The sequence below is a fragment of the Capnocytophaga felis genome (assembly GCF_009684755.1).
In the GTDB taxonomy this organism is placed as follows: Bacteria; Bacteroidota; Bacteroidia; order Flavobacteriales; family Flavobacteriaceae; genus Capnocytophaga; species Capnocytophaga felis.
Map to the genome: position 1 here is coordinate 26090 of NZ_BLBC01000006.1, position 13608 is coordinate 39697.

Sequence of the window (13608 nt, forward strand, 5' to 3'; positions counted from 1 at the left end):
TACATATTAAATTTTAATTGTGGAATTTATAAAATTAAAATGTTTAATTTTTAACAAAATATTATTTTCTTGTTGATTTGAAAAGTGTTATGCCCAAAATATGTAAAAACGATTGTGTGAGAGCGTATTTAGGATGATTTTATAATAAAAATGTAGATAGTTTATCTCTTTTAAAATTCAAAAAAAATAATGAACTTTGTAGCCGTTTTTGATGATTTTAAACCATAAAAAAGAATGTTGCCACTAAAGGATACTTTGAAACATAAAGGGTTACGAAACCAATTAGCTGATTTACTAAAGGAGAAAGGAATTACGGATATAAACGTTTTGAATGCCATTCGAACAATTCCAAGACATTTGTTTATGGATAGTAGTTTCGAGGCTCACGCATACCAAGATAAGGCTTTTCCCATTGAGGCAGGTCAAACCATTTCTCAACCTTATACTGTAGCTTTTCAAACACAGTTATTACAAGTTTCTGCCGGACAGAAAGTGCTGGAAATAGGCACGGGAAGTGGTTATCAATCAAGTGTTTTGCTTTTTTTGGGAGTTAATTTATTTACCATTGAACGGCAACAAAAGCTTTTTAAGCAAACACAATTATTACTTCCGAAGCTAATGCCTCGTCCCGCAAAAATGTACTTTGGAGATGGCTATAAAGGATTACCCAATGAAGCACCTTTTGATCGTATTTTGGTAACAGCTGGGGCTCCTGAAGTGCCAACTGCTTTGTTAGCTCAATTGGCAGTAGGAGGAAGATTGGTTATTCCTGTGGGAGATGAAACACAAGTGATGACTCTCTTTGAAAGAATATCTCCAAGTGAATTTCATAAAACAGAATATGGTGATTTTCAATTTGTTCCTTTGTTAAAGGATAAGGTTTAGAAAAATAAAAAGAGAGCAAATCATAAGCCGGATTCTGTTTCTTGACTGGCAAGATGCTTATCATTTATCTTGATTTATAATTACTTATAAACTCAAACCGCCTACCCTCCAACATCGGGCGAGCAACCCTAAAAAGCTGGTTTACACGGCGTTGCACCACATAGAGTTTACCTGATTTCACTACAGCCTAACTGTACTTGCTTTCTGTTGCACTTGTCCTCATCTTACGACGGACGGGCGTTACCCGTTATGCTGCTCTTTGGTGTCCGGACTTTCCTCTATAAAATAGCGATAAGCCGATTTGCTCTCGGTGGCAAAGTTAAGAAATTATTTGAATTTTAGTTTCTGAAAATAATCAAAATAAACTTTTTTGGGTTTATACCTTTTTGTTTATATTTGCCCTCAAACATTTAATTTTATAATGGTTATCACAGAAAATATTTGTAAAAAATACGGAAACTACACAGCTTTAAACGATGTGTCCGTTACAATTCCTAAAGGAAGTATTTTCGGGCTTTTAGGACCTAATGGAGCGGGGAAAACTTCTTTTATAAGAATACTCAATCAAATAACATATCCCGATTCAGGGAAGGTATTTTTTGACGGGAAACCACTTCATCCTGAGCATATTTCACAAATAGGATACTTGCCGGAAGAACGAGGACTTTACAAAACGATGAAAGTAGGGGAGCAGGCTCTTTATTTGGCACAATTGAAAGGACTTTCAAAAGAAAAAGCAAAAGAACGTTTAAAATTTTGGTTTGAACGCCTGGAAATCGGAGATTGGTGGAATAAGAAAATACAAGAGCTTTCCAAAGGAATGGCACAGAAAATCCAATTTGTTGTAACGGTGCTTCACGAGCCTAAACTCCTTATTTTTGATGAACCTTTTAGTGGTTTTGACCCGATTAATGCCAATATTATTAAAGATGAAATTTTGTATCTTCGGGAACAAGGAGCTACGATTATATTTTCAACCCACCGAATGGAATCAGTAGAAGAACTTTGTGACCATATAGCCTTGATTAACAAGTCGGAAAAAATTCTGGAAGGTAATTTGTTGGATATCAAGCGTTCATTCAAAAGTAATGTTTTTGAAGTAGGACTGAAGGTTGATGAAGATAAACAAACAGAACTTCTATCCGAATTACAAGAACATTTTTCAGTAGATAACGCAAATTTTAGAAGTTTGTACGAGGGTTTAAAGCTTAATATTTACAAAAAAGAACATCAAACAGCCAATGAGTTGCTACAATATCTGAATTCAAGAGCAGAAATTATGCATTTTGTGGAAAAAATTCCGACAGTTGATGAGATATTTATGCGTTCTGTTGAAAAAAGAAACTAAAAACTGATATTTTTTGTTACATTTTTATTTTTTAGTATCGTAAAAGGAATGAAACATTTAGGAATAATAACAAAACGAGAATATTTAAATAAAGTACGAAACAAATCTTTTATCATTATGACCTTTGTTAGCCCGTTGGTTGTAATAATATTTGGTTTATTAATAGGTTATCTGACCAACATTAATAATGCAGGAAATGTTAAAAAAATAGCCATTTTGGATGAAAGTCATCGTTTTTCAAAAAGTTTTGAGAATACTTCAACAGTTGAATATTTCTTTTTGAAAGATGCTTCGTTAAAAGAAGCAAAAACGATAATTTTGGCGGAAAGTATGTACGGATTACTGTATATTCCTCCAGCCAACGATGAAAATTGGCACCAACACATTGAATTTTTTAGTGAAGAGTCACCTAATATTTCATTGCTAAATCAGTTTTCAGATAACATAGAAACGACTCTTTTTCAGGATAATTTAACATCAAAAGGAATAGATAAAAAGCAAATAGATGATTCAAAGGTAAAAGTGAGTATTTCTTTGGAGAATTTCAGTGGAGAAAAAAGTTCAGAGCTGGATAGTATCATAAGAATTGCGATTGGCGGAATGGCTGGTTATCTGATTTTTATGTTTATTATTATTTATGGAAATGCAATTATGCGTAGTGTAATTGAGGAAAAAACTAACCGTATTATTGAAATCATTATTTCATCGGTGAAACCTTTTGAGTTAATGCTGGGTAAGATTTTTGGGACTTCATTGGCTGGGATTACTCAATTTTTGATTTGGATGGTTTTCGGTGGTTTTCTGATGACTATTTTAACTTCATTTTTAGATGTCAATCCTTCGTCAACCAATGAGGTTTTAATGAATAAATCGGGAATGGACAAGATAACTTCGGAAGTTTTGTTAGCTTTTTTTAAATTTCCGTTTATGGAAATGTTCACCTCTTTTTTGTTTTATTTTGTGGGAGGATATTTGTTGTATAGTTCCTTTTATGCGACTATAGGAGCAATGGTGGATAATGAAACGGATACACAACAATTTTTGATGCCTATTTTAATGCCTTTAATATTAGCGGTTTATGTTGGTTTTTTTACTGTTATAGAAGAACCTCACGGCACAGTTTCTGTTGTCCTTTCATATGTTCCGCTTACGTCTCCTGTGGTAATGCTGATGAGAATCCCATTTGGCGTGTCTTGGTGGGAAGTGCTCATTTCCATATTATTACTCTACGGAACATTCTTTTTAGTAATAAAATTTGCTGCGAAAATTTATCGTATAGGAATTCTGATGTATGGCAAAAAAGCAACTTACAAAGAGGTTTGGAAATGGCTTAAATATTGATAAAAATAAGGGCAAAATGAACTTTTGCCCTTATTTTTTACTACTTTTTGAGTTTTAATACTTCATTTAAGATATCTTTTGCTACTTCGGTTTTGTTTTTTAAAGGAAACGAAACTTCACTATTCTGTGTGATAAATGTTATTTTATTTGTATCAGTTCCGAATCCTGCACCTTTATCTTTCAGTGAGTTAAGTACAATTCCGTCTAAATTTTTCTTATTGAGTTTTGTTTTTGCATTTTCTGACTCATTTTCAGTTTCCAGAGCAAATCCTATAAGGAGTTGTTGTTTCTTCTGTTTTCCTAACGAGGCAAGAATATCAATTGTGGAAACCAATTCCAAAGTTAGTGAAGTTTCTTTCTTTTTGATTTTTTCCGGAGCTTTTGTTTTTGGAGTGTAATCGGCAACAGCTGCTGAAAGAATGGCAATATCTGATGTTTCAAATTGATTTACAGTAGCTTCGTACATATCCGACGCACTCACTACACGATGTAAGTGAATATTTCTGTCAATATTTGTTTCTGAAGAAGGACCTAAAATTAAATGAACTTCAGCACCTTGTTTCACGGCTTCGTTGGCAATGGCAATCCCCATTTTTCCTGTTGAAAAATTACCTATAAATCGCACAGGATCAATAGCTTCATAAGTAGGGCCGGCTGTGATTAATACTTTTTTTCCTTTTAAAGGAAAGTTTTTGGATAAATTGGTTTCGATAAAATTTATAATATCCTCAGGTTCAGCCATTCTTCCTTGTCCGATTAATCCACTTGCCAATTCTCCATAAACAGCAGGAATTATTTGATTACCAAATGATTGTAATTTATTTAGATTCTCATTCACAGTGGGATGTGCATACATATCCAAATCCATAGCAGGTGCTACAAATATGGGAGCTTTAGCAGAAAAGTAGGTGGCTAATAACAGGTTGTCACACAAACCATTAGCCATTTTTGCCAAAGTATTTGCAGTTGCAGGAGCGATAAGAATCACATCAGCCCAAAGAGCTAATTCTACGTGATTATTCCATTGATTATCATTTGTTTTGAATGATGAAACCACTTTGTTTTTGGACAATGTAGCCAATGTTAAAGGAGTTACAAATTCTTCTGCACTTTCTGTTAAAATAATCTTTACATTGTGTCCTTTTTTTACCAATAAACGTACCAAGTGAGGCATTTTATAAGCGGCAATTCCTCCTGTGATTCCTAAAATTATATTCATAAACTAATCAAATCAAAAAAGGTTTCAAGAAATAAACCATTGTGTTTACTGCTTAAAACCTATGTTTTATACAAATTAATACAAATAATAATCTTGATTATTAGTTGGTTTCTCTATAATAAACCTTATCCTCTAACCATTCTTTAATTGCAATTGCTTGTGGTTTAGGGAGTTTTTCGTAGAATTTAGAAACTTCAATTTGTTCTTTATTCTCAAAAATTTCTTCCAAATTATCGTTATTAGTTGCAAATTCGTCTAATTTTTCAATTAATTCTTTTTTAATTTCAGAATTTATTTGTACTGCACGTTTTGCAATGATTGAAATGGCTTCGTAAATATTTCCGGTGGGAGCTTCAATAGCACTTCTGTTGTAAGTAACTGTAGAAGTAGGAGCATCAATCTTTTTAAAATCCATAGTATTCTTTTTTATAAATTTTTATGAGTAAATTTTCAATGATGTTTCAATTTTTTCAAGCATTTTATCAGCTTCTTTTTTGTAAGATGTTTCAGGATACGATTTTACCAAAGTTTCGTATGCTTCTTTGGCAATTTTCAAACGTTCCTCTTTTTTGTGTTCCACACTATTGATAGCCCACTCATAAGCTGAATGCAAACGAACAAAAAGAGCTTCCTCTTTGAAAACAGTTCCCGGATTGCTTGATAGGAAATTATCTAAAGCCTTCATAGCTGCTTGATAATCACGGATTAAATTGTATTGTTTTGCAATTTCAAACTCTTTTTTCTGAAGACGTGTTAGCAAGTCCAACGTCATTTCATTAGCTTCTTTTGCGTATTCTGTGTGGGAATATCGGTCTAAGAATAGTTGTAACTTTTCAAGTGCTTGATGTGTAACTTCTTGGTCAACACTGTACTTAGGAGTTTCCAAGTAGATTGTTTTGGCTGCCAAAAAAGCGGCTTCGGCTACTTTTTCACTTTTTGGGTACAATTTGCAAAAGCGTTCAAACTGATATGAAGCAGTGGTGTATTGTTTGGTTTTATAATACGCATCTGCAGCCATATAAACCACTCGTTCACCTTGAGGTCTTCCCGCATATTGGTCCATAATGTCTTTAAACAACTGGATTGATTTTTTGTATTTTCCCTCTTTATATAGTTGTTCAGCCATATTGTACTTAACTGTAGCATCATCAGACTTTAAGGCTTTCTGATATTCTCCACAAGCACTTAACAAACTCGCACCAACTAAACCTATTACGATATATTTCCTAACTTGCATTCGGCAAAAGTAAATAGTTTTTATGATTTATCAAAATTATGTAAGCATTCCGCCGTCAACATTCAATACTTGTCCTGTGATGTATGCCGACATATCCGATGCTAAAAATACACACGCATTGGCAACATCTTCTGGCTGACCACCTCTTTTCAAAGGAATATTATCTCGCCAACCTTGTACTACTTTTTCATCCAAGACGGCTGTCATTTCAGTTTCGATGAATCCCGGAGCTATTGCATTACAACGAATATTTCTGGAACCCAGTTCTAAAGCGATGGATTTTGTAAAGCCCAACATACCTGCCTTTGAAGCCGCATAGTTAGATTGACCCGCATTTCCTTTTATTCCCACAACACTGCTTATGTTGATAATGGAGCCTTTACGCTGTTTTAACATAGTACGTTGCACAGCTTTGGTCATATTGAAAACAGATTTCAAATTTACTTCAATTACTTTGTCAAAATCTTCCTCTGAAATTCGCATTAAGAGATTATCTTTTGTGATTCCGGCATTATTTATCAGAATGTCAATACTTCCAAATTCTGCAACGACATCTTCAGCTAATTTTTGAGCCGCTTCATAATCAGCAGCATTGCTTTGATATCCTTTCGCTTTCACACCTTTCGCTCTTAATTCGTCTTCCAATTTTTGAGCTGTTTCTACTGATGAACTATATGTAAAAGCAACATTTGCACCTTGTGAGGCGAAAACTTCGGCAATTCCTCTTCCGATACCTCTGCTTGCTCCTGTTATGATTGCAGTTTTTCCTTCTAATAGTCTCATATTTAGTTTAAATTTTATTGTTAAAAATTATTGTTTTTGTCTGAATGTGTTAAAAAGTAACTTTATTTTTTATCCGCCAACACGCTTTACTTTAAATCCTTTTCCTTTGAGAAATTCCATAATTTTATTGCGGTAATCTCCTTGAATTATAATAGTTTCATTTTTGAAAGAACCTCCAACCCCCAAAAGAGTTTTGATTTCTTTTGCTAAAATTTTAAAATCTTCATCAGCTCCTAAATATCCTTCAATGATTGTTACAGGCTTGCCTTTGCGTTTTTCGTACTTACAAATCAGAGGTTCATCCTGAAGCCAGATATTTGACACGTTTTCTGCAGGAGTTTCTTCCTCAATATGGTCAGGAAATAAATTTTTTAACTGTTCACGTAACATTTCAGATAAAACATTTTCAGAGTGCAAATATATAAATAAAATTTAATTTTCTTGATTTGAATGAATTCAATATTCTTTATTAAATTTGCCATCGTCTAATTTAAAACAGAAGAAAGTCAAACAAATGAAAAGAATATTTTTATCTTTTATTGCTATTTCGGTTTTTGGTTGTAGCATTCAAAAAAATGATGTTCAGAGTGAAGACAAGGTGCTTCCGATTTTCTTAAATGAAATTTCCGAACAGAGATTAAATGAAACGCTGAAAGTAATTGCTTCCGATGAGATGCAAGGACGAGATACGGGAAGTGAAGGTATCAAAAAGGCAGCAAATTGCATTGTAGAACAATACACAAAGGAAGGAATTACGTATCCGTCAAAGGCTTCGGGATGGTTTCAAACTGTGCCGAAATCTTTTTTCAGAAATAAATTCAACGATTCCGATAATATTTGGGCTTTTGTTGAAGGAAGTGAAAAACCGGAGGAAGTTATCGTAGTATCAGCACATTATGACCACTTGGGAATGAAAAATGGAGAAATATACAACGGTGCAGACGACAATGGTTCGGGAACGGTGGCTGTAATGGAATTGGCACGCGTTTTCAATTTAGCGAAGAAAAAGGGATACGCTCCAAAACGTTCGGTGATGTTTTTACTTGTAACAGGCGAAGAAAGAGGACTTTATGGGTCGAATTTCTATTCTAAAAATCCGTTATATCCTTTAAAGAATACCGTAGCCAATATAAATATTGATATGATAGGACGAGTTGATGATTTACACACAGACAATAATTATGTGTATGTTATTGGTGCAGACCGATTAAGTTCGGAATTGCATACAATTAATGAAGAAATGAACAGAAAATATGTCAATTTGAAATTGGATTACAAATATGATGATCGTGATGACCCGTGGCAGATTTATTACCGCTCTGACCATTATAACTTTGCAAAACACGGAATTCCTTCGGTTTTCTTTTTTAATGGATTACATTCTGACTATCACCAACCTACGGATACACACGATAAAATAGATTTTGAAGCAATGACAAAACGTACCAAGTTAATTTTTGCCTTAACGTGGGAGCTTGCCAATCGTTCGGAGCGTATAAAAGTGGACAGAGACGGAAAATAAATTTTTGTAGTTAAGACTTAATTTATTACCTTTGCGTTTCGTTAAAAAAAATACAAAAAATGAAATATCTACAAAATAAATATGTAAAAATTGTTCTTGCTGTGTTGATTAATGTTTATGCAATATATCAATTCACACAAGGAAATATAGGAAATGGAATAGCTTTGATATTGTTGTCTTCAATTCCCATATTGTTGTATTTCAGGAATGAATTTATTTTATTGGCATTCCTCAGGTTGAGAAAACAAGATTTTGAAGGAACGAAAAAGTGGCTCAGTAAAATAGTTGATCCGGAAACCGCTTTGATTAAAAAACAGCAAGGATACTATAATTATTTACACGGAATTATTTATTCACAGATAAACCTTACTCAAGCTGAAAAATACTTCAGAAAGGCATTACAATTAGGTTTGAATATGAGCTACGATATTGCGATGGCAAAGTTGAGTTTGGCTGGAATTATGATTCAAAAACGCAGAAAACGTGAAGCTCAAGAATTGCTTGCTGAAGCTAAAAAATTGGATAAGCAAAATATGATGACCGAACAAATCAAAATGATGCAGCAACAACTTAAACGAATTTAAAAAAAAAATTTTACTTTATATGAAAGGTGGTAATCGAAGGTTATCACCTTTTTATTTTTTGCTACTTGGGTTCAATTATAAAAATACAAAAGGAAATCACTTCCCAATGATTTCCTTCTGAATAATAAAATGTTTAAAACTATGAAAAAAACTTTTTGTATTTTAGATATGTAAAGCACGATTATCTGTGGCAGCCAAAGCAGCTTCTTTAATTGCTTCGGTGAAAGTTGGGTGTGCGTGGCTAATGCGTGAAATATCCTCAGCACTTGCTTTAAATTCCATAGCAGTTACGGCTTCGGCTATCATATCGGCAGCTCTTGCACCAATCATATGAACTCCCAAAATTTCATCGGTAGAAGCGTCCGCTAAGATTTTGACGAATCCATCTGTATCCATACTTGCTCTGGAACGCCCTAAAGCACGCATCGGGAATTGTCCTGATTTGAATGCAATTCCTTCTGCTTTAAGTTGCTCTTCTGTTTTTCCTACGTTGGCAACCTCTGGCCAAGTGTAAACGACTCCGGGAATTAGATTGTAGTCAATATGAGGTTTTTGTCCAGCCAATTGCTCAGCTACCAAAACTCCTTCTTCTTCTGCTTTGTGAGCCAGCATTGCTCCACGAACTACATCTCCAATGGCGTAAATATTTGAAACACTGGTTTGTAAATGTGAATTCACTTCAATTCTGCCACGTTCATCTGTTTTAATGCCAGCTGCTTCCAAATTCAGTCCGTCTGTGTAAGGCTTTCTTCCCACAGCGACCAAACAGTAATCCCCTTCAAGTGTGATTTCTTCTCCTTTTTGAGTAGTAGCTTTTACGGTTACTACGTTTCCATTCCGTGAAACTTCTTTTACTTGATGACTTATGTAGAACTTAAATCCTTGTTTTTTAAGTACTTTTGTGAGTTCTTTCCCTAAACTTTTATCCATTGTAGGAAGGATGCCGTCCATATATTCAACAACGGAAACAGAGGCTCCCAATCGTTTGTAAACTTGTCCGAGTTCCAAACCGATAACACCACCTCCAATAACAATTAAGTGTTTTGGAATTTCATTTAATTTTAGAGCTTCGGTAGAAGTTATAATTCTTTCTTTATCAATCGTTATAAAAGGTAAGGAAGAAGGTTTAGAACCGGTAGCGATGATTGTTTTTTGGGTTTCTATTCCTTCGGAAGAACCATCTTTTGAGGTAATTTTAATTCGAGTAGAATTCACAAAACTTCCCAATCCGTGAAAAACATCAATTTTATTTTTGTCCATCAAAAATTTGATTCCCGAACAAGTTTGTTCTACTACTGCTTTTTTTCTGTCAATCATTTTTTTAAGATTGACTTTTATCTCACCGGAAACTTCAATTCCGTGAGCTTCAAAGTGTTTTAGAGCATCTTCATAATGATGGGAAGAATCCAACAAGGCTTTTGACGGGATGCAACCTACATTTAAGCAAGTTCCTCCTAAAGTGTCATATTTTTCAATAATGGCAGTTTTGAATCCTAACTGTGCCGAGCGTATTGCTGCTACATAACCTCCGGGTCCTGAACCTATTACAACAACATCATACGTTTTCATAACTTAATGATTAAATTCTATGATTAATGCCACAAACATACAAATAAAAAGATAGAAATACAAAAACTAATTTTTTCTTTTTTTATCTGTAAGTAGAAAAACATTTTTCTAAATTATTTTTAAATTTCTTGGATTATTCGTTTTCTATCATTCCCTTTAAGAACTTGGCAGTGTAGCTCTTTTCTTGTTTTGCTACTTCCGCAGGAGTTCCGTAGGCTACCACTTCGCCGCCGCCTTTTCCGCCTTCATAGCCAATATCGATGATGTAATCCATTGCTTTAATTACGTCAAGATTGTGTTCTATCACAAGCACTGTGTTTCCTTTATCTACCAATTTATCAAGCACTTCCAGCAGAACGCTAACGTCTTCAAAATGAAGCCCAGTTGTGGGTTCGTCTAATATATAAAAGGTGTTTCCTGTGTCTTTTTTGGAAAGCTCCGTCGCCAATTTTACACGTTGGGCTTCTCCGCCTGAAAGTGTTGTAGATTGCTGACCCAGAGTGATATAACCCAAACCAACTTCTTCTATGGTTTTTAATTTTCGATGAATTTTCGGGATATTTTCAAAGAATTGAACCGCATCACTGATGGTCATATCCAAAACGTCGGCGATTGACTTTCCTTTATATCGCACTTCAAGTGTTTCTCGGTTAAAACGCTTGCCTTTACAGGTTTCACACTCCACGTAAACGTCTGGCAGAAAGTTCATTTCGATGACTTTTAGTCCCGAGCCTTCACAGGTTTCGCATCTACCGCCTTTGACATTAAAGCTGAATCTCCCTGGTTTGTATCCACGTATCATCGCTTCGGGCGTTTGTGTAAAAAGAGTGCGAATCTCGCTGAAAACTCCCGTGTAAGTTGCCGGATTGGAGCGAGGTGTACGTCCAATAGGTGATTGGTCAATAGCAATGACCTTATCAATATTTTCCAATCCTTCGATACTTTCATAAGGCATCGGAACTTTTACCGCATTGAAAAAATGAGCATTCAAAATCGGATAAAGCGTTTCATTTATCAAAGTTGATTTTCCGCTACCCGAAACGCCCGTTACGCCAATCATTTTTCCCAAAGGAAAGGTTACGGACACGTTTTTAAGATTATTTCCGGTACAACCACGCAAAATAAGCTCCTTTCCGTTGCCTTTTCGGGGGCTTTTGGGTTCGGAAACGCGTCGCCTGCCACTGATGTAATCCGCAGTGATGGTTTTTGCGTCCATCATTTGCTTGGGTGTACCTTTAAAAATGATTTCTCCGCCGTTTTTCCCCGCTTTTGGACCTATATCAATGACGTAATCGGCTTCGAGAATCATTTCTTCGTCGTGTTCCACCACCAAAACCGAATTCCCGATATCACGAAGCGATTTTAAAGAGTTAATAAGTCGTTGGTTATCACGTTGATGCAAACCGATGCTGGGTTCGTCTAAAATATACAAAACGCCCGTGAGTTGCGACCCGATTTGCGTTGCCAAACGTATCCGCTGGGCTTCTCCGCCTGAAAGCGATTTTGAACTTCGGCTTAATGATAAATACGTCAGCCCTACATCTACCAAAAATTGCAAACGCGTGCGTATTTCTTTGATAATTTCCGATGCAATTTTACGTTGTTTGTCCGAAATTTGGTCGGAAAGCGTTGCAAACCACTGCGAAAGCTCCAAAATATCCATATTGGAGAGTTCCGCGATGTTTTTCTCGTTTATTTTGAAATAAAGTGCTTCTTTTCGCAATCTGCTTCCGTTACATTCTTGGCAAGGAAGCGTGTCCATAAACTCGGAAGCCCATCTTTTTATGGAAGAAGAATCGGAATTATCGTATTGATTCTTAATGAAATTCACAATTCCTTCAAAATCAATTTCATAATCTCGGGTAATTCCCAAAACATCTGATTTTACGGAAAATTTTTCTTTTCCACCATATAAAATAAGCTCTACAGCCTCTTGCGGAAGTTCCTCAAAACTATCGGACATTTTCGCTCCGAATTTATGCAAAATGGTTTCCAATTGTTTGAAAATCCACGTGTTTTTTTGCTCTCCTATGGCTGAAATGGCTCCGTTTTTGATAGAGAGTTGCTTATTCGGAATTATTTTATTGATGTTTACTTCTTGAACTTCGCCCAATCCGTTACAATGCGGACACATTCCTTTGGGAGAGTTGAACGAAAAGGTATTTGGCTCGGGCATCGGGTAGGAAATTCCGCTTGTAGGACACATCAAATTACGGCTAAAATACTGAACTTGCCCTGTTTCCTGTTCAAGAACCATCAAAACGCCATCGCCGTAGTGCATTGCAGTTTTGATGGATTCACTCAGGCGTTTTTGGGTTTCCTCCTGATTATCAATAAGCATTCGGTCAATGACGATTTCGATGTCGTGTGTTTTGTAACGGTCGAGCTTCATTCCTTTTTCGATGTCGCGGATTTCACCGTTTGTTCGCACCTTTACGAAACCTTGCTTGGCAATCTGTTCGAAGAGTTCACGGTAATGCCCTTTTCTGGATTGCACCACAGGGGCTAAAATATTTATTCTGTGATTGTTATATTTTTCAGAAATAAGTTCTTGTACTTGTGCATCACTATAACTGACCATTTTTTCTCCCGTTTGGAAGCTATACGCATCGGATGCACGAGCAAAGAGCAAACGCAGAAAATCATACACTTCCGTGATAGTACCCACGGTGGAACGCGGTGATTTTGAGGTGGTTTTCTGTTCGATAGCAATTACGGGTGAAAGTCCATCGATTTTATCCACATCCGGACGCTCTAATCCGCCCAAAAACTGCCTTGCATAAGCAGAAAAAGTCTCGATGTAGCGTCGTTGTCCTTCGGCATAAATGGTATCAAACGCCAACGATGATTTTCCACTTCCGGAAAGCCCCGTGATAACCACGAGTTGTTCTCTGGGAATGTCAATATCTATGTTTTTAAGGTTGTGAACGCGTGCACCTTTGACGGAAATATTTTCCTCAAATTGGGTTTGTTTTTCTTCCAAACAGGCTATCGTTTGATTTTTTTTGTGTTGTATTGTTTTGTCGTTTTTTTCTTTTTTTTGGCTCTCTTTCATTTGAATATGAGATTAGGGGGCAAAGTTACGAATTTCAGTTAAAATATAAGGCGTGAAACGGAAAT

12 protein-coding genes and 1 other RNA gene are annotated in these 13608 nt (G+C 35.6%); 5 read left to right on the forward strand and 8 right to left on the reverse strand.

The genetic code is table 11. The features are described 5' to 3' along the window. The first annotated feature begins 234 nt into the window (after positions 1-234). Positions 235-885, forward strand: coding sequence for a protein-L-isoaspartate(D-aspartate) O-methyltransferase (locus GN105_RS05130; protein ID WP_155284363.1), 651 nt, complete (start codon positions 235-237; stop codon positions 883-885). A gap of 8 nt (positions 886-893) precedes the next feature. Here GN105_RS05130 and rnpB read toward each other — a convergent pair. Then, positions 894-1193: RNase P RNA component class A (gene rnpB, locus GN105_RS05135), an RNA gene on the reverse strand. 113 nt (positions 1194-1306) lie between these two features. Here rnpB and GN105_RS05140 point away from each other — a divergent pair. Both GN105_RS05140 and GN105_RS05145 read left to right on the forward strand, forming a co-directional pair. Continuing rightward, on the forward strand, positions 1307-2233 hold the full coding sequence (locus GN105_RS05140; protein ID WP_155284364.1) for an ABC transporter ATP-binding protein: 927 nt from the start codon (positions 1307-1309) through the stop codon (positions 2231-2233). Positions 2234-2281: 48 nt separating this feature from the next. Then, positions 2282-3574: an ABC transporter permease gene (locus GN105_RS05145; RefSeq protein WP_155284365.1), complete on the forward strand. Its 1293-nt coding sequence runs from the start codon at positions 2282-2284 to the stop codon at positions 3572-3574. 40 nt (positions 3575-3614) lie between these two features. Here the strand turns inward: GN105_RS05145 and coaBC are convergent, their stop codons facing one another. The 5 genes from coaBC to GN105_RS05170 form a co-directional block, all read right to left on the reverse strand. After that, on the reverse strand, positions 3615-4793 hold the full coding sequence (gene coaBC, locus GN105_RS05150) for a bifunctional phosphopantothenoylcysteine decarboxylase/phosphopantothenate--cysteine ligase CoaBC (RefSeq protein WP_155284366.1): 1179 nt from the start codon (positions 4791-4793) through the stop codon (positions 3615-3617). 100 nt (positions 4794-4893) lie between these two features. Next, the gene (locus GN105_RS05155) at positions 4894-5208 is read right to left on the reverse strand and encodes a DNA-directed RNA polymerase subunit omega (protein WP_155284367.1); all 315 of its coding nucleotides are present in this window, start codon (positions 5206-5208) and stop codon (positions 4894-4896) included. A 21-nt stretch (positions 5209-5229) separates the two neighbouring features. Further along, positions 5230-6030 (reverse strand): outer membrane protein assembly factor BamD, encoded by an 801-nt coding sequence (locus tag GN105_RS05160; protein ID WP_155284368.1) that lies wholly within the window; start codon positions 6028-6030, stop codon positions 5230-5232. Positions 6031-6066: 36 nt separating this feature from the next. Continuing rightward, positions 6067-6813: a 3-oxoacyl-[acyl-carrier-protein] reductase gene (gene fabG / locus GN105_RS05165; protein ID WP_155284369.1), complete on the reverse strand. Its 747-nt coding sequence runs from the start codon at positions 6811-6813 to the stop codon at positions 6067-6069. Between the two features lie 69 nt (positions 6814-6882). After that, positions 6883-7203 (reverse strand): translation initiation factor, encoded by a 321-nt coding sequence (locus GN105_RS05170; protein ID WP_155284370.1) that lies wholly within the window; start codon positions 7201-7203, stop codon positions 6883-6885. Between the two features lie 124 nt (positions 7204-7327). Here GN105_RS05170 and GN105_RS05175 point away from each other — a divergent pair, with 124 nt between their 5' ends. Together GN105_RS05175 and GN105_RS05180 are read left to right on the forward strand one after the other, a co-directional pair. After that, a complete protein-coding gene (locus tag GN105_RS05175) occupies positions 7328-8335 on the forward strand; it encodes a M28 family metallopeptidase (protein WP_155284371.1) in 1008 nt (335 codons plus the stop codon). Positions 8336-8394: 59 nt separating this feature from the next. Next, on the forward strand, positions 8395-8919 hold the full coding sequence (locus GN105_RS05180; RefSeq protein ID WP_155284372.1) for a DUF2892 domain-containing protein: 525 nt from the start codon (positions 8395-8397) through the stop codon (positions 8917-8919). Positions 8920-9081: 162 nt separating this feature from the next. Here the strand turns inward: GN105_RS05180 and lpdA are convergent, their stop codons facing one another. Then, a complete protein-coding gene (gene lpdA / locus GN105_RS05185) occupies positions 9082-10488 on the reverse strand; it encodes a dihydrolipoyl dehydrogenase (RefSeq protein ID WP_155284373.1) in 1407 nt (468 codons plus the stop codon). 133 nt (positions 10489-10621) lie between these two features. Beyond that, complete coding sequence (uvrA, locus tag GN105_RS05190; RefSeq protein WP_155284374.1) at positions 10622-13543, reverse strand: excinuclease ABC subunit UvrA; 2922 nt, start codon at positions 13541-13543, stop codon at positions 10622-10624. Positions 13544-13608: the final 65 nt, after the last annotated feature.